The 16,404-nt window shown below is 69.6% G+C and carries 15 protein-coding genes; 13 read left to right on the forward strand and 2 right to left on the reverse strand.

Features of this window, described 5'->3' with window-relative positions; genetic code table 11:
* Positions 1 to 20 precede the first annotated feature (20 nt).
* Positions 21 to 1,127, reverse strand: coding sequence for a citrate synthase 2 (locus tag ACIA6A_RS22465; protein ID WP_396099736.1), 1,107 nt, complete (start codon positions 1,125 to 1,127; stop codon positions 21 to 23).
* Positions 1,128 to 1,294: 167 nt separating this feature from the next.
* Between ACIA6A_RS22465 and pdxH the strand changes: the two genes are divergently transcribed.
* The 8 genes from pdxH to ACIA6A_RS22505 all read left to right on the forward strand — a co-directional run bounded on the left by pdxH (position 1,295) and on the right by ACIA6A_RS22505 (position 7,679).
* A complete protein-coding gene (gene pdxH / locus ACIA6A_RS22470; protein WP_396099737.1) occupies positions 1,295 to 1,948 on the forward strand; it encodes a pyridoxamine 5'-phosphate oxidase in 654 nt (217 codons plus the stop codon).
* The gene (locus ACIA6A_RS22475) at positions 1,945 to 3,231 is read left to right on the forward strand and encodes an MFS transporter (protein WP_396099738.1); all 1,287 of its coding nucleotides are present in this window, start codon (positions 1,945 to 1,947) and stop codon (positions 3,229 to 3,231) included. Before pdxH ends, ACIA6A_RS22475 begins: the two co-directional genes overlap by 4 nt.
* Positions 3,232 to 3,241: 10 nt before the next feature.
* Positions 3,242 to 4,171, forward strand: coding sequence for an aldose 1-epimerase family protein (locus tag ACIA6A_RS22480; RefSeq protein WP_396099739.1), 930 nt, complete (start codon positions 3,242 to 3,244; stop codon positions 4,169 to 4,171).
* Between the two features lie 3 nt (positions 4,172 to 4,174).
* The gene (locus ACIA6A_RS22485) at positions 4,175 to 4,771 is read left to right on the forward strand and encodes a nitroreductase family protein (protein ID WP_396099740.1); all 597 of its coding nucleotides are present in this window, start codon (positions 4,175 to 4,177) and stop codon (positions 4,769 to 4,771) included.
* Between the two features lie 94 nt (positions 4,772 to 4,865).
* The gene (locus tag ACIA6A_RS22490) at positions 4,866 to 5,162 is read left to right on the forward strand and encodes a type II toxin-antitoxin system VapB family antitoxin (RefSeq protein ID WP_396099741.1); all 297 of its coding nucleotides are present in this window, start codon (positions 4,866 to 4,868) and stop codon (positions 5,160 to 5,162) included.
* Positions 5,163 to 5,181: 19 nt separating this feature from the next.
* Positions 5,182 to 6,342: an acyl-CoA dehydrogenase family protein gene (locus ACIA6A_RS22495; protein ID WP_396099742.1), complete on the forward strand. Its 1,161-nt coding sequence runs from the start codon at positions 5,182 to 5,184 to the stop codon at positions 6,340 to 6,342.
* A 67-nt stretch (positions 6,343 to 6,409) separates the two neighbouring features.
* Positions 6,410 to 7,165 (forward strand): DUF4230 domain-containing protein, encoded by a 756-nt coding sequence (locus ACIA6A_RS22500; RefSeq protein ID WP_396099743.1) that lies wholly within the window; start codon positions 6,410 to 6,412, stop codon positions 7,163 to 7,165.
* A gap of 43 nt (positions 7,166 to 7,208) precedes the next feature.
* Positions 7,209 to 7,679, forward strand: coding sequence for a hypothetical protein (locus tag ACIA6A_RS22505; RefSeq protein ID WP_396099744.1), 471 nt, complete (start codon positions 7,209 to 7,211; stop codon positions 7,677 to 7,679).
* Between the two features lie 1,219 nt (positions 7,680 to 8,898).
* Here the strand turns inward: ACIA6A_RS22505 and ACIA6A_RS22510 are convergent.
* Positions 8,899 to 9,084 carry a PspC domain-containing protein gene (locus ACIA6A_RS22510; protein WP_396099745.1) on the reverse strand — a complete coding sequence of 62 codons (186 nt, stop codon included), beginning with the start codon at positions 9,082 to 9,084 and terminating at the stop codon, positions 8,899 to 8,901.
* A 219-nt stretch (positions 9,085 to 9,303) separates the two neighbouring features.
* Here ACIA6A_RS22510 and ACIA6A_RS22515 point away from each other — a divergent pair, with 219 nt between their 5' ends.
* The 5 genes from ACIA6A_RS22515 to ACIA6A_RS22535 all read left to right on the forward strand — a co-directional run bounded on the left by ACIA6A_RS22515 (position 9,304) and on the right by ACIA6A_RS22535 (position 16,400).
* Positions 9,304 to 11,403 (forward strand): DUF5941 domain-containing protein, encoded by a 2,100-nt coding sequence (locus ACIA6A_RS22515; protein ID WP_396099746.1) that lies wholly within the window; start codon positions 9,304 to 9,306, stop codon positions 11,401 to 11,403.
* Positions 11,403 to 13,577, forward strand: a complete 2,175-nt coding sequence (locus ACIA6A_RS22520) for a CDP-glycerol glycerophosphotransferase family protein (protein WP_396099747.1) — start codon at positions 11,403 to 11,405, stop codon at positions 13,575 to 13,577. The genes ACIA6A_RS22515 and ACIA6A_RS22520 overlap by 1 nt, the downstream gene beginning before the upstream one ends.
* 124 nt (positions 13,578 to 13,701) lie before the next feature.
* Positions 13,702 to 14,997, forward strand: a complete 1,296-nt coding sequence (locus ACIA6A_RS22525) for an ABC transporter ATP-binding protein (RefSeq protein WP_396099748.1) — start codon at positions 13,702 to 13,704, stop codon at positions 14,995 to 14,997.
* A 65-nt stretch (positions 14,998 to 15,062) separates the two neighbouring features.
* Positions 15,063 to 15,524, forward strand: coding sequence for an ATP-binding protein (locus ACIA6A_RS22530; protein ID WP_396099749.1), 462 nt, complete (start codon positions 15,063 to 15,065; stop codon positions 15,522 to 15,524).
* 135 nt (positions 15,525 to 15,659) lie between these two features.
* Complete coding sequence (locus ACIA6A_RS22535; protein ID WP_396099750.1) at positions 15,660 to 16,400, forward strand: HAD family hydrolase; 741 nt, start codon at positions 15,660 to 15,662, stop codon at positions 16,398 to 16,400.
* The last annotated feature ends 4 nt before the right edge of the window (positions 16,401 to 16,404 follow it).

The following is a 16,404-nucleotide window of genomic DNA, read 5'->3' on the forward strand; positions in this document are numbered from 1 at the left end:
GGTCCTTCCGGGGACGGTTTCTAGAGATTATGGGGGACGGCGTCCCAGCCCTCGACGTCCTGGGGCTTGCGGGGCTCGGGTCCTACATAAAGCGCACTGGGCCGCACGATGCGACCGAGTTTCTTCTGCTCGAGGATGTGTGCGCTCCAGCCAGCCACCCGGGCGCAGGTGAACATCGAGGTGAACATGTGCGCCGGCACCTCGGCGAAGTCGAGGATCACCGCCGACCAGAACTCCACGTTGGTGGCGAGCACCCGGTCGGGCTTGCGGGCCTTGAGCTCGGCGAGCGCGGCCCGTTCCAGGGCCTCGGCGACCTCGAAGCGGGGCGCGCCGAGCTCCTTGGCGGTGCGGCGCAGGACGCGGGCGCGCGGGTCCTCGGCGCGGTAGACGCGGTGACCGAAGCCCATCAGGCGCTCGCCGCGGTCGAGGACACCCTTGATGTATCCCTCGGCGTCGCCGCTGCGCTCGACCGCCTCGATCATGTGCAGCACCCGCGAGGGCGCCCCGCCGTGCAGCGGGCCGGAGAGCGCGCCGATGCCGGAGGAGATGCAGGCCGCGGCGTCGGCGCCGGTGGAGGCGACGATGCGGGCGGTGAACGTGGAGGCGTTCAGGCCGTGCTCGGCGGCCGAGATGAAGTAGGCGTCGACCGCCTTGACGTGCCGCGGGTCGGGCTCGCCGCGCCAGCGCTTCATGAACCGCTCGACGACCGTCTGCGCCTTGTCGATGTCCTTCTGCGGGACGGCGGGCAGGCCGAGCCCGCGGGCGGCCTGAGCGACGAACGACAGCGCGGTGACCGACACCCGGGCCAGGTCGCTGCGGACCTGCTCGTCGTTGATGTCGAGCATCTGCGACAGCCCCCAGTAGGGCGCCAGCATGGCCACGGCGGACTGCACGTCGACCCGGATGTCACCGGAGTGCACCGGCACCGGGAACGGCTCGGCCGGCGGCAGGCCGGGGCCGAAGCGGCCGTCGACGAGCAGCGCCCAGACGTTGCCGAACGACACCTGACCGATGAGGTCCTCGATGTCGACGCCCCGGTAGCGCAGCGCGCCGCCCGCTTTGTCCGGCTCGGCGATCTCGGTCTCGAAGGCGATCACGCCTTCCAGGCCGGGCTTGAAATCGGACACGACGCCTCCTGAGGACTCGAAAGCCGTGGTTCGTTCATCTTGCCGCCCGGTGACCTCATGGTCGACCCGCGGAAATGTGCCGTCGGCGACACCTATCCTCGCGGAGGGGACAGGCGGGTGGGAGCGGTTCTAGGTTCGTGGAACCGATCGGGGAAGGGGAAAATCTGGTGACCTCGGAACCACCGTCACCCGCGGACATGCGGCGTGACTACCGGGAGCGGGACGCGCTGCTCGAAGTGGACCTTGAGGAGAGCTGGCCCGTGCAGTTCACCCGGTGGTTCGCCGACGCCCGCGACGCCGGCCTGCCGGAGCCCAACGCCATGATCGTCGCGACCGCGGACGCCACGGGCCGGCCCAGCGCCCGGACGGTGCTGCTCAAGGCGTACGACGAACGCGGTTTTGTCTTCTTCACCAACTACACCTCGCGCAAGGGCGCGGAAGCGCTGGAGAACCCCCACGCCGGGCTGGTCTTCCCGTGGTTCCCGATGCAGCGGCAGGTGACCGTGACCGGCACGGTCGAGAAGGTGAGCCGGGCCGAGACCGAGGAATACTTCGCCACCCGCCCGAGAGGTTCGCAGCTCGGGGCGTGGGCGAGCCCGCAGAGTCAGGTGCTGCCCGACCGCGCCGCGGTGGACGCCGGCATGACCGGGGCCGTCGAGCGGTTCGGCGACGGGCCGGTCCCACCACCGCCGCACTGGGGTGGGCTGCTGGTCCGGCCGGAGACGGTCGAGTTCTGGCAGGGCCGCACGAGCAGGCTGCACGACCGGCTGCGATACCGCCTCGACCAGGGGACATGGGTCGTCGAGCGGCTGGCCCCGTGAGTCAGGAGCAGGCCGAACGCAAACGCTGGGTCATCGACACCCGGCCATTGCGCAGCGTCGCCTACCGGCGGATGTGGCTCGGCAACGGGGTCGCCTTCTTCGGCTTCCAGTTCACCGCGGTGGCGGTGCCGGTCGAGATGTACTCGATCACGCACTCGTCGGCGTGGGTGGGCCTGCTCGGCGTCGCGGGTCTCGTACCGCTGCTGATCTTCGGGCTCTGGGGTGGCGCCGCCGCGGATGTCGTCGACCGGCGCAAGTTGCTGCTGTTCAGCTCCGTGATCGCCTGGGCCTCCACCGGCGGGCTGCTCGTGCAGGGCCTGCTCGGCGCACACAGCGGGATGCTGCTCCTCGTGCTCACCGCGGTGCAGTCGGCCGGCTTCGCGATCAGCTCACCCACCCGCCAGGCGATCATCCCGCGGATCGTGCCGCCCGAGCTGGTGCCGTCCGCCAACACCCTGAGTTACACCACCACGACCGCCGGCGGGGTGCTCGGCCCGCTGGCCGCCGGCCTGATCATCGGCACCTGGTCGACCGACACCGGCGTCACCATCGCGTACGCGGTCGACGCCGTGCTGTTCAGTGTTTCGCTCTGGGCCACCTGGCGGCTCCCGCCCATCCCTCCGGAGCTGCACGAGGAGGACAAGGGCGAGAAGCCGACCGCCGGCGTACGCGGCATCCTGATCGGTCTGCGCTTCCTGATCACCCAGCCGGTGCTGCTGCTGTCCTTCGGCATCGACATCGTCGCGATGGTGTTCGCGATGCCCCGGGCGCTGTTCCCGGAGATCGCCGAGGACCGCTTCGGTGGCGGTTCCGCGGTCGGCTGGTTGTTCGCCGCGATCGCGATCGGCTCGGTGGTCGGCGGGCTCACGTCCGGCTGGATCAGCCGGGTCAGACGTCAGGGTGTCGCGCTGGTCGTCGCGGTCGTCGCCTGGGGCGTGGCGATCGGGTTCGCCGGCCTGGCCCACTCGCTGTGGCTGATGGTGCTGCTGCTCGCCGTCGGTGGTGCCGCGGACCTGGTCAGCGCGGTCTACCGGCAGTCGATCCTGCAGGTGTACGCCCCCGACCGGCTGCGCGGCCGGCTGCAGGGCGTACACACCGTGGTGGTGGCCGGCGGCCCCCGTCTGGGTGATCTCCGGGCCGGCGCCACCGCCGATCTCGTGGGCCCGGCCGCGTCCTGGGCGGGTGGCGGCTTCGTGGCCGCCGGCCTGGCCGTGGTGCTCTCGCTGGCCTTCCCCGCGCTGCTTCGATACCGTCCGCCCGCCGCCACCGGGACGAAGGACTAATCTTTCGCCCATGACCAACGTTGTGGCCGCTAAATCCGGGACCCAGTGGACGATCGAGGCGGACGGCCACCGGGCCACCGTCGCAGAGGTCGGCGGGGTGCTGCGGGGCTATTCCGTCGGCGAGCGCGAGGTGCTGGACGGCTTCGGTCCGGACGTGATCACCCCCGCCTCGGCCGGCACGCTGCTGGCCCCGTGGCCCAACCGGATCCGCGACGGGGCGTACTCCTTCGGCGGCACCGACTACCAGCTGCCGCTGACCGAGCCGGCCCGGCACAACGCCATCCACGGCCTGGTGAACTGGTCCCGCTGGAAGCTCGCCGACCAGGCGAAGGACTCGGTGACCCTGGAGTACGACCTCCCGGCGCAGGTGGGATACCCGTTCCCGCTGACCCTGCGGACCCGGTGGAGCATCTCCGCCGACGGGCTGCGCTCGGACCAGGAGGTCACCAACACCGGAGACACGGACGCGCCGTGGGGCTTCTCGGTCCACCCGTATCTCCAGCTGCCCGGCGTGGCCGTCGACGACATCCTGCTCAGGGTGCCGGGCCGCAGCAAGATCCTGGCCGACGCCCGGCTGCTGCCGATCGGCGCGGTCAAGGTCACCGGCACCGAGTTCGACTACACCGAGCCGCGCCGGATCGGCACCGCGGTGCTCGACACCACCTGGGGCGACCTCGTCGCCGAGGAGGACGGCGGCTCGTCGGTGACCATCGCGGCACCCGGCGACGGCGGTTCCGTGACGGTCTGGGGCGACGAGAGCTTCAAGTGGTGGCAGGTCTTCACCGGCGACACGCTGCACGGCGAGCGGTTCCGCCGCTCGGTGGCGATCGAGCCGATGACCTGCCCGCCGGACGCGTTCCGCTCGGGCCGTGACCTGATCGTGCTGGCGCCCGGCACCACGTGGCGCGCCTCCTGGGGCGTGCGCCCCGCCCAGGGCTGATCCGTGGAGTTCGACGACGTCCTGCGCCGGCGCAAGATGGTGCGCACCTACGACCCGGACCGGCCGGTGCCGCCGGAGATCGTCGACAAGCTGCTCAAACACGCTCTGCGGGCGCCCTCGGCCGGGTTCTCGCAGGGCTGGGGCTTCCTCGTGCTGCAGAGCCCGGAGGACCGCGAGCGCTACTGGTCGGCCACCTCCTCGGGCGGCGAGGCCGACTCCTGGCTGCAGCGGATGCGCACGGCGCCGCTGATCATCGTGGCGTTGTCGAACAAATCGGTCTACCTCGACCGGTACGCCCAGCCCGACAAGGGCTGGACGGACCGGGCCGAGAGCCACTGGCCGGTGCCGTACTGGGACATCGACACCGGCTTCGCCGCGCTGTTGATCCACTTGACCGCGGTGAATGAGGAGTTGGGATCACTGTTCTTCGGGATCCCGGCCGATAAAGTGGCGGCGTTTCGGGATGCTTTCGGCGTTCCTGAGGAGTTCATGCCGGTCGGTGTGCTCACGGTGGGTTACCCCGCCGTGGATAAGAGGTCGCCGTCACTGCGCAGGGGGCGCCGCCCGGTGGACGAAGTGGTGCATCATGGCCGGTGGTAATGCCACGGCGGCTGTCGCGCCGAGGGCTCGATAGGCTGGGGCTCGATAGGCTGGACGAGTCAGTCGCTGCTGGACCGGGGGAGGTGAGCGTGCCGTGATCTTCAAAGCGGTACGGGACGGTGCGCCCTACCCCGATCACCACACGACGCTGAAGTCTTGGGCGGAGATCCCGCCCCGGCCGATCCGGCTCGCCGACCTGATCACCACCAAACGTGAGCTGGCGCTCGACAAGCTCCTGGCCGAGGACTCCACGTTCTACGGCGACCTGTTCCCGCACGTCGTGGAGTGGAACGGGCACCTCTACCTCGAGGACGGGCTGCACCGCGCGCTGCGGGCCGCCCTGCAGCAGCGCAACCAGATCCACGCCCGGGTACTCGTCCTCAGCAACTAACAGCGCTAGTTTCAGGGGTATGGCCACTTCCCCGCTGGACATGCTCGACGTCGACGACCTGCTGAGCGACGAGGAACGCGACGTGCGGTCGGTCACCCGCCGGGTCGTGGACGATCACGTACGCCCGTACGTCGCTGATTGGTACGAACGCGGCGCTGTGCCCGTACGAGAGCTGGCTCTGGAATTTGGCAAGCTCGGTCTTCTCGGCATGCATCTGACCGGTTACGGCTGTGCCGGAGCGTCAGCGGTGCAGTACGGCCTGGCCTGTATGGAGCTCGAAGCGGCCGACTCCGGGGTGCGGTCTCTGGTATCGGTGCAGGGTTCCCTCGCCATGTACGCGATCTGGAAATACGGCAGCGAGGAGCAGAAGCAGCAGTGGTTGCCGGGCATGGCCGCCGGCGAGCTCATCGGCTGCTTCGGCCTGACCGAATCCGATCACGGCTCCGACCCCGCGAACATGTCCACCCGGGCCCGCCGCGACGGCGACGACTGGATCCTCACCGGCGGCAAGATGTGGATCACCAACGCGCCGGTCGCGGACGTGGCGGTCATCTGGGCCCGCGCCGACACCGGCGTGCTGGGCTTCGCGGTGCCGACCACGACCCCGGGCTTCAGCGCCCGGGAGATCGCGAACAAGCTCTCGCTGCGCGCGTCGTCCACCGGGGAGATCACCCTGGACGAGGTGCGCCTGCCCGCGTCCGCCCAGCTGCCCGCGGCGCAGGGCCTGAAGGCCCCGCTGTCCTGCCTCACCGAAGCCCGTTTCGGCATCATCTGGGGATCGCTGGGCGCGGCCCGCGACTGCCTCGAGACGGCCATCTCGTACGCGGTGAGCCGCGAACAGTTCGGCCGCCCGCTCGCGGGTTTCCAGCTCACCCAGGCGAAACTGGCCGACATGACGCTCGAATTGCAGAAGGGATACCTGCTCGCGTTGCACCTCGGCCGGCGCCCCACGCTGCGGCCCGAACAGGTCAGCGTCGGCAAGCTGAACAACGTCCGGGAAGCCCTGAAGATCGCCCGGCAGTGCCGCACGATCCTCGGCGCCAACGGCATCAGCGGGGAGTACCCGGTGCTCAGGCACGCCAACAACCTCGAGAGCGTCCTCACGTACGAGGGCACGTCCGAGGTGCACCAGCTCGTGATCGGCCAGCGGCTGACGGGACTCAACGCATTCGGCGGCTGAAAAATGTCGTACCCGCTCCGTACCGTGGGTATAGGCGAAGGTGGAGTGAGAAGGGGGTGTGTTCCTGATGGCCCAACCGCACGAACTGCACGAGCCGACCAGGGAGTATCCGGCCCTTGAGGACGCCCCCGTGGTGCCTCCTGCCGCCCCTCCGGCTCCCGAGGATCCGCCGCGGCGCGTCGGTGGCTTCGCACGGGTCCTGATCTTCACCGGCGTGGTCTTCGCGCTGATCGTGGCGTCCTGCCTCGGGCTGCGCGCGATCAACGTGCTGCCCAGCTTCGACAACCCGTTCGCCGACAAGACCACCGACCGCAGCCAGCCGGTCCTGCTGCAGTCGATGCGCGACCTGAGCCGATACGTCGCCGCGGACGGCACGTTCCAGGTCATCGTCGACCTCCAGGAGAACAAGGACAACATCCCCGACTTCCTGATCAACCAGCGCACCCTCTTCGTGGGCTCCGGCACCGTCGAGGAGTACGTCGACTTCAGCAAACTCGCCACCGACGCCCTCACCGTCGACGAGGAGAAGAAGACGGTCACCATCCAGCTCCCCGCCCCCGAACAGGGCCAGGCGGCGCTCGACATGCAGCGCAGCTACGTGGTGGCGGAAGAGCGCGGTCTGCTCAACCGGATCGGCGACGCCTTCAAGAGCGACCCGGGCAAGCAGCAGCAGGTCTACCAGCTCGCCCAGCAACGCATCAACGAGGCGGCCAAGAGCAGCGGCCTGGACCAGCGGGCCCAGCAGAACACCGAGAAAATGCTGCAGAGCCTCTTCGGGCGGCTGGGCTACACCACGGTCACGGTGCAGTTCACGAACCCCTGAGCGCCTCCCGGCAACGCCGAGTCAGACCCTGAGGGGTGGCCCCATGACGGACAACCAGGCAGCCCAGCCGTCCAAGGTGCCCTTCCAGGGCCTGGCCAACCGCATCACCCGAGGACTGCTCCGCACACCCGTGCTGGCGGGCATCGTCGGCAAGCGGCTGATCACCCTGTACGTGGTGGGCCGCACGTCGGGCAAGCTCTACTCGATCCCGGTCGCCTACACCCCCCACGACGGCATCCTGCTCATCGGCAGCGGCTTCCCCTGGACCAAGAACCTCCGAACCGGCGACCGCCTCCCGGTCCGCTACCGGGGCCGCCGCCTGGTCGCAGAGGTCGAGCTCCTGACCGACGAGCCCGCCGTGGTCCGCGACTACGCCGTGATAGCCCGAGGCAACCCCACCTTCGCCCGGGCCAACAAAATCACCCTCGACCCGGCAGGCGACCCAACCCCGGAAAGCCTCCACAAAGCCTGGCAAGCCGGCGCCCGAGTCCTCCGCCTGACCCTCCCGGCCTGACCCCTCCCGGCCTGACCGGCTCCTGGCCCGACCCTCCGGCATGACTCTGCTGGCCTGACCCAGTCCTGGCCCGGCCTTCCCGGCCTGACCGGCCCCCGGTCCGAGCCTCCTGGCCTGACTGACCTCCGGCCCAACATTCCCGGCCTGGCCGACCCCGGTCCGAGCCTCCTGGCCTGACCGAACTGGCCTGACTGACCTGGCCTGACTGACCTGGCCTGACTGACCTGGCCTGGCCTGGCCTGATCGGGCCTGGCCTGATCGGGCCTGAGTCTGTCCAGGTCCCGGCCTTGAGTCGCTCGGTCTTTCTGGGGTCCCGGCCTGGGTCGCTCGGCCTGATCAGGTCCTGGCCATGAGCCGCTCGGCCTTCTGCTGCCCGGCCAATCTGGTCCGACTGGGTCCTGGCCTGGCCTCTCCTGCCCTCTGACAGGGTCCGGCCGGATTCCGTCCCGGCCTTGCCAGGATTTCGACTTCGCTTCACGGGCGTTGGTAGCTCGGCCCGCGATCGGTCTTGGGCCCGGCCCGCCTGAGGTCTGAGCCCGACCGCTTACGGACAGTACCGGCGGTCGACGTCTGGTTCGAGTCTCGACCGCTGGGCCGCTGGGCCGCTGGGCCGCTGGATCGCTGGATCGCTGGATCGCTGGGCCGCTGGATCGCTGGATCGCTGGATCGCTGGGCCGCTGGATCGCTGGGCCGCTGGATCGCTGGATCGCTGGATCGCTGGATCGCTGGATCGCTGGAGCGCTGGAGCGCTGGATCGCTGGATCGCTGGATCGCTGGATCGCTGGATCGCTCCAGGCTTCCTGGTTTCGGCTGGCCTGCTTCTGACTCTGGTCGGACCGCTCCTGCTTCCCGCTGCCTGTCCGTGCTCCTGGCTGGCTCTTCGGGCGGGCCACCCCTGGGCCGCGGCTGACCGTGCATGCTGAGAGCTGAGATGCGCCTGACGCCTGACGCGGATGCGGTGCGAGTCCGGGGTGGGGTGGGGTGAGGACGGTCCGGTTGCGCGCCCAGGTCGACTCAGGCCTGCGGCGGTGTGCGGCCCGGAGCCGGGGTCCGGCCTGGGGTGGGGTCGCTTTGGGTTGCGTCTGGTCGGCGGCCGGTTTGTGATGGCGTGCTTGCTCGGGGTTGCGTCCCACCGTACGGCCGGGGTTGTGCGGCGAACCGTGTCCAAAATGATGCCGGCGCCCCGGGTGTGCGGGGCGCCGGCGTCGTGGGGCTCGGGTCACTCGTTGGGGAGCAGGGCCCAGAGGATGAGGTAGAGCAGGAACTGCGGGCCCGGGAGCAGGCACGACACGATGAAGATCAAGCGGGTGGCGCCCGAGGAGATGCCGAAACGGCGGCCGAGGCCGGAGCACACGCCGGCGATCCAGCGGTCGTCTCGGGGTCGGGCGAGGCGGCGGGTCGTCATCTCGTTTTGCTCCTTCGGTGGTGGCCGGGCCGGGTGCCTCGACCGCTTTCCAAGGTATGAGCGGATTTTCTACCGTCCCTCGGTCTTGAGGGGGAGAAGGCCGCTCACGTTCCCGTAAGGGGACCCCGTACCCGAGTTGGACGCGCTGTTAACATCGGGGCAAATTACGCCGCCTACTCTCTGCGACTCGAGGGCGGAACAGGTGGAGGGGATGCCGCGGTGACGCTCGCCGTGTTGTGCGGGAGCACCGGAAACGCTCTGCGTCCGGAGGCTGCCCGGGAAGTGGCTGAGGGCGTGCGTGCTGCGCTGGCCGGGGCCGGGGTCACCCGGATTGTCGACGTTTCTGGTCCAGATATTTCCCGGCAATTGTCGGAAATCGCCCGGCTTGCGGCGGAGTCCGACGAACCTCTTCTGCTCTGCGCCGACAACCTCGTGGCCCACCCGAGTCTGTTGTGGACGCTGGCGACCGAGCCGGCCGGGCGCAGCACTGCGCTGGTGGCCGCTACGGAGAGTGGTGATTCGGGTGATCTGCGCGAGGAGCGTGGGCGGCTGGTGCCCGCGACGGACGGACCGACCCGCTTCCTGGGCGCGGTGTCCGTCGCCACCGCGGACCTGGGCTTGATCGTCGCCGCCGCAAAAGCTGCCGCCGACGCCGCTGGGCTGGGCGCGCGAGGACGCTATGCTCCCGTGCCGGGCACGCCAGGTGACGGCTTCGCCGCGCCCGGTGAGCAAGGGGTAGGAAGCGGGTCGGCCGCGGGCACCGTGGTGGGGGCGCGGGAAAGCGGCACCGCGCAAGCTGTGGTGGGCAACGTGGTTGATGTGCTGCTGCCCGCGTTGCTGGCCAGTGGGCTCGTGCCGATCGCTACGCGCGTGCGGTTGCTGCGGGCCGAACGCGTGGGCACCGAGGCCGAGTTGGCCGCCGCTCGGGCTGCGGTCGCGGCTGTCGACGAGGACAAGGCGCTGCTGCGGCTCGCGGTGAAGGAGAAGGATGACTTCTTCACCACGTACGCGGTCAGCACCTGGTCTCCTCTTGTCACCAAGCTCTGTGCCCGGGCCGGGCTGTCGCCGAGCCAGGTCACCGCTCTGTCCGTACTTTTCTCCGTGGTTGCCGCCGGCGCGTTCTGGCAGGCCGGGCGGCCCGCGCTGGTCATCGGTGCGGTGCTGCTGTATCTGGGGTTCGTGCTCGACTGCGTGGACGGCCAGCTCGCTCGGTACACCCGGAAGTTCGGGGCGTTCGGTGGGTGGCTGGACACGATGGCCGACCGGGCCAAGGAGTATGTCGTCTATGCCGGGCTCGCCGCCGGTGCCGAGCGGATGGGTTTCTCGTTCGCGTGGCCGTTGGCGATCACCGCGATCGTGCTGCAGACCGTCCGGCACATGACCGACACGTGGTACGGCGCCCTGCATGACGAGGCCGCGGCCCGGCAGACCGTCGGCACCGCGGGCAACGCCGACGCCGGCGGGGGTGTGGGGGCGCGGTTGAGCCGGGCCTCCAACAAGGTCCAGGCCGACACCGGCTCCGCTGCGTACTGGTTGAAGCGGATCGTCGTCTTCCCGATCGGGGAGCGCTGGGCCCTGATCGCCGTGCTCGCCGCGCTGTTCGACGGGCGGGTGGCCCTGGCGGCTGTGGTGATCTGGGGGCTGCTCGCCGCCGCGTACACGCTGGGGTTGCGGTCGTTGCGGTCGATCTCGATGCGCGTCGGCGTGCTGGACACGGTCGACACGTCGCGGCATCGCGATGACGGCCGGCTGGTCCGGGGCACCCTGAGTGCCGCCGGGTTGAAGAATCCGCTGGTCTGGGCCGTGCTCGCGGCCATCGCCCCGCTCGCGCTGATCGGTGCGGTGGCGGCCGGCTGGGTGTCGCGGGGCACCCCGTGGAACGACCGGATCGAGCTGGTCCGGGCCGGTGGGGCCGGGGTCTGGCTGGTGGTGGCGGCGCTGGCGGTGCTGGGCGCCGGTGCGGCGGCGCGGACCCGGCACGACGGGCCGCTGGACTGGTTGGTGCCGGCCGGGCTACGCGCAGGTGAATATCTGCTGGCGGTTGCGGTCGCGATGATCTGCGAGGTCCCGCCGCCAGTAGTGTTCGGCCTGCTCTTCGTGCTGGCGCTGCACCACTATGACCTGACCGCCCGGATGGAGAAGGGGGCTCCGGACGTCAACGCGCGACGCGCGTTGTTCGGCTGGGACGGCCGGGTCGTGCTGCTGGTGTTCTTCGCGCTGGCGGGTGTCGCGACAGCCGGGGAGCTGCTGCTCGCCGTCGGTGTGGGATTGCATTTCCTCACGGGAGCCGTAAAGGACTGGCGAACCGGAGGTAGCTGATGGCCCTGCTCAGTGTCGTTCTGCCCGTGTACAAGGTGCAGGGCTACCTGCGGCAATGCCTGGACTCCCTGCTGGATCAGGCGTTCACCGACTTCGAGGTCGTGGCGGTCGACGACTGCTCGCCGGACAACAGCGGTGAGATCCTCGCCGAGTACGCCGCCCGCGATCCCCGGGTCCGGGTCGTCGAGCTCGTGGAGAACGTCGGTCTGGGCCGGGCCCGCAACGTCGGCCTGGATCACGCGGTGGGCGAGTACGTGTGGTTCGTCGACAGTGACGACTGGCTGGCCCAGGGGGCGCTGCGGGCGGTCGCCGACCGGATCGACGGCACCCGGCCGGATGTCCTGATCGTCGGCTACGACCGGGTCAACTGGGACACGTCGGTGAAGAGCGCCGGTTCGGTCGGGGTGCTGGCCTCGGCCCCGGAGACGTTCACGGTCGAGGAGTGGCCGCGGGCGCTGTCCGTGCTGCATGTCGCCTGGAACAAGGTGGTGCGCCGGGACCTGCTGGTGAAGCGCGGCCTACGGTTCGAACAGGGCTGGTACGAGGACGTCTCGTTCACGTTCCCGCTGCTCGCCGCCGCCGAGCGGATCAGCACGCTGCCCCGGGTCTGCGTGCACTACCGCCAGCGGCGTACCGGGGCGATCACCAAGACCGTCGGTGACCGGCATTTCGAGATCTTCGACCACTGGGCGCACGCCATGGCCCTGGTCGACGAGGACGGGGACCGGGCCGAGCTGCTGCGCCCGCTGCTGTTCGAGCGGATGATGTGGCACTACCTGACGGTGCTGCGCAATGTCGAGCGGGTGAAGAAGGCGTCCCGGCGGCGTTTCTTCGACCGGGTCGTCGAGGATTTCCGCCGTTACAAGCCGGCCGTCGGCTACGAGTTGCCCGCCGGCCGGGCGACGGGCCTGCGGCACAAGCTCGTCGAGCGGGGTTCGTTCACCACGTTCCGGTTGCTCGACCGGGCGGTCCGGATCGCGAAGACCGCCAACCGGGTACGCCGGGTACCGCGCACACGGGTCCGTAAGTTCGCCAAACGGGTGCGTCAGGCGGCGCATCGGGGCTATTACAAGCTGCAGCTGCGGGGGCCGGTCGAGGAGAATCTCGCGCTCTATGCGGCGTACTGGTATCGCGGGGTTTCCTGCAATCCGGCCGCGATCTCCCGTAAGGCCCAGGAGCTGGCGCCGGGCATCCGCAACGTCTGGGTGGTCAGCCGGTCCGGGGTGCGGTCGGTGCCGGCGGGCACCGAGTACGTGGTCGCCGGCACGCTGCCGTACTACCGCGCGCTGGCCCGGGCCCGCTTCATGATCAACAACGTGAACTGGCCGGGCTGGGTGGTCAAGCGCGCGGGCAGCACGCATGTCATGACCCATCACGGCACCCCGTTGAAGATGATGGGCATGGACCAGGCCGACCATCCCGCGTCCGCCAAGGACCAGGACTTCCACGCCCAGATGCGCCGGGCGGACCGCTGGGATTTCAGCATCACGGCGAACACGCACACCTCGGTCGCGTGGGAGCGGGCGTACCCGTGCCGTTTCGAGAACCTCGAGGTCGGCTATCCGCGCAACGACCGGCTGGCGACCGCGACCGCGGCGGACACCGCGGCGGTCCGGGAGAAGCTCGGTCTCGCGCCGCACGAGCGGGTCGTGCTGTACACCCCCACGCACCGGGAGTGGCTGCCGCTGGGCCGTCAGGTGCTCGACGTGGAGGCGCTCGCGGACCGGCTCGGCCCGGACACCGTGCTGCTGATGCGGGCGCACTATCTGTACGCGGGGGCCGGGCACAAGGCTCAGTCGGCCCGTGGCCGGATCCTGGACGTGTCCGGGTACCCGATGGTGGAGGACCTCTATCTCGCCGCTGACGTGATGCTGACGGACTATTCGTCGGCGATGTTCGACTTCGCGATCCTGGACCGCCCGCTGGTGATCTTCGCGCCGGACTGGAAGGCGTACCAGGAACTGCGTGGCGTCTACTTCGATCTGATGGAACTCCCGCCGGGTGAGGTCGCCACGACGTTCGACGGGCTGGTCGAGGTGTTCGAGTCGGGCACCTACGCGAGCGGGCGGGCCGCGGCGAAACGCACCCGGTTCCGGGAGCGTTTCTGCTACCTCGACGACGGCAAGGCCTCGGAACGCGTCGTACGCAGGGTGTTACTCGATTCCGGTAAGTGATCATGATTTCATATTGGCGTGATGATCCGGTGACTGAACGCTAATAGCCGTTCACCCGATGGTGATCTTCGATGGGCTTGATCACGCTAAGCCATCGTCGCAGCTCACCAGCGGGAGGTTGACGGTGTCCACCGTCGCGCTCAAGGACGTCTCCAAGGTCTGGCCGGACGGCACCCTCGCCGTCGACCGGGTCAGCCTCGACGTGCGGGACGGCGAGTTCCTCGTCCTGCTCGGTCCGTCCGGCTGTGGCAAGTCGACCATCCTGCGGATGATCGCCGGGCTCGAGGACCCCACGGCCGGCGACATCCTGCTCAACGGCGAACCGGTGCTCAACATGCCACCGCGCGACCGCAAGATCGCCATGGTATTCCAAGACTTCGCACTTTATCCGCACATGACGGTGGGCGGGAACATCGGCTTCCCGCTCAAACTGTCCGGTATCGAACCCGGCCCGCGCGAGGAACGCATCGGCGACGTGGCCGGCGCGCTCGGCATCGGCGACGTGCTCGGCCGCCGGCCCGGCCAGCTCTCCGGCGGCCAGCGCCAGCGCGTCGCCATGGGCCGGGCGATCGTCCGCCGGCCCGGCCTGTTCCTCATGGACGAACCGCTCTCCAACCTCGACAGCGGCCTGCGCGCCGAGCTCCGGGCCGAGATCACCGGGCTGACCCGCGAGCTGGGCGTCACCACCATGTACGTCACCCACGACCAGGCCGAGGCGCTGACCATGGCCGACCGGGTGGCGATCATGCGCAAGGGGGTGCTGCAGGACATCGGTACGCCCACCGAGGTCTACGGTCGCCCGGCCACGCTATACGTCGCGGCGTTCCTCGGCTCCCCGCGGATGAACCTGCTCGAAGCCTCGGTCTACGTCCACCTGGACCGCTACGTCGCCCTCAACCTCGGCGAGCAGGCGCTGTACCTGCCCTGGGACGACATCCGGTCCCGGTCCCTCGCGCACTACCACGGCGAGCGCATCGTGGTCGGCCTGCGCGCCGAGGCGCTCACCCCGGTCGCCCCCGACACCCCGGGCGACGTGCTCCGGGGCCGGGTCCGCTACCTCGAGCACCACGGGCACGAGTCGCTGGCGTTCCTGGACGTCGGGGCCACCGCGATCGCCGTCGACGAGCTCGGCAAGGGGGTCACCGAGGCAGCGCCGTCCGGCGGGACGCTCCGCAAGTTCGGGGCGGCGCTGCAACGGGTCACCGGCCGTACCGAAAAAGCGGTCCTCGATCGTGCCGAGACCAAGACCTCGGTGCTGAACGATCCGGGCCGGCACCAGCGGCGCCCGGCCGAGCTCGCGGTCCGGCTGGCGCCCTATCCGGCCATCGCCGCGGGGCACCCGCTGGCGGTCGGGGTCCGGATGGACGCGCTGCACTTCTTCGACGAGCACGGGGACCGGATCGACATCGGCTGGCGCTGAAGGCGGCAATTTTGCGGGCTCCGACGACTGCCACGAAGACGGTACTCAGCGTAAGCTGCTCGGCGGTGGAGGAAACTGTCGAGCAACAGACGTTGCGTCCGGCTCCAGGCAGGGAGCGGCCGGACGCGGTCCCGTCACATCGTCACTCGCTCATCGATCGGGTGTTCGGCCGGGACGACATCACCGTGCTCCGGCACGAGGTCCTGCGCCGGCTCGACCGCGGCATGCTGGGCGACCGCCTCGACAGCTTCGTGCTGGCGGTCAACGAAGTGATCACCAACGTGGTCCTGCACGCCGGGGGCACCGGGCGCCTGGTGCTCGACCTCAGCGGCAGTGCGGTGTGGTGCACGGTGACCGACTCCGGGCCGGGCATCCCGCAGCAGCATCAGCGCCCGCCGGACACCCCGGAGACGTTCGATGTGGGCGGCCGCGGCATCTGGCTGGCGTACCAGCTGTGCGACGAAGTCACGATGGCCACCGGTCCGATCGGGACTACTATCGGACTGAAAATCGACCTGCCCCGGTGATCATCCGAGTCTGACCAGGTCACCGACCAGGTAATCAACCGGTGGAATGCATCCTGAACCCGAGATGAAACGCCGTGGAAATGTCGTCACCGACTTTCCCGGGTGTCAGCCGCCGCGGGCGACTACATTAGGCCGGTGTTCGGACTACCTCCTCATGTGACGGCATGCCTGTTCGATCTTGACGGCGTGCTAACCCAGACCGCCCTGGTGCACAACGCGGCGTGGAAACTCACGTTCGACGAGTTCCTCCAGACGTGGTCCACCCAGCACAACCAGCCCTTCGTGCCGTTCGACTCCGGCGCCGACTACCACCAGTACGTCGACGGCCGGCAACGCGCCGACGGTGTCCGCACCTTCCTCGCCTCGCGGGACATAACCCTGCCCGAGGGCACACCGGACGACGGCCCCGACGAGCAGACCGTCAACGGGGTCGGCAACCGCAAGAACTTGCTGGTTCTGCAGAAGATCCAGGAGGGCAAGGTCCAGGTCTACCCCGGATCGGTCGACTACCTGCACGCCGTGACCGACGCCGGTCTCCGCCGCGCGGTCGTCTCCGCGAGCGCCAACTGCAAGGACGTGCTGGAGGCGGCGAAGATCGCCGACCTCCTCGAGGTCCGGGTGGACGGTGTCACCGCACGCGCCGAGAGCCTGCCCGGCAAACCGTCGCCGGACACGTTCCTCTATGGTGCGAAGCTGCTCGGCGTCGAGCCGGAGAACTGCGCCGTCTTCGAGGATGCCCTGGCGGGTGTCGAAGCCGGCCGGGCCGGCAAGTTCGGCATCGTCATCGGTGTCGACCGGGTCGGTCAGGCCGACGCGCTGCGCGAGCACGGGGCCGACATCGTGGTCCAGGATCTTTCCGAACTTCTCAGCCGATAACCTT

Origin of the sequence: Actinoplanes sp. NPDC051494, assembly GCF_044454705.1 — a bacterium.
GTDB lineage: Bacteria > Actinomycetota > Actinomycetes > Mycobacteriales > Micromonosporaceae > Actinoplanes.

Coding starts and splice junctions, on each gene's coding strand:
- ACIA6A_RS22480 (WP_396099739.1), top strand. CDS start 3,242: ATGACCAACGTTGTGGCCGCTAAATCCGGGACCCAGTGGACGATCGAG.
- ACIA6A_RS22495 (WP_396099742.1), top strand. CDS start 5,182: ATGGCCACTTCCCCGCTGGACATGCTCGACGTCGACGACCTGCTGAGC.
- ACIA6A_RS22500 (WP_396099743.1), top strand. CDS start 6,410: ATGGCCCAACCGCACGAACTGCACGAGCCGACCAGGGAGTATCCGGCC.
- ACIA6A_RS22505 (WP_396099744.1), top strand. CDS start 7,209: ATGACGGACAACCAGGCAGCCCAGCCGTCCAAGGTGCCCTTCCAGGGC.
- ACIA6A_RS22510 (WP_396099745.1), bottom strand. CDS start 9,084: ATGACGACCCGCCGCCTCGCCCGACCCCGAGACGACCGCTGGATCGCC.
- ACIA6A_RS22520 (WP_396099747.1), top strand. CDS start 11,403: ATGGCCCTGCTCAGTGTCGTTCTGCCCGTGTACAAGGTGCAGGGCTAC.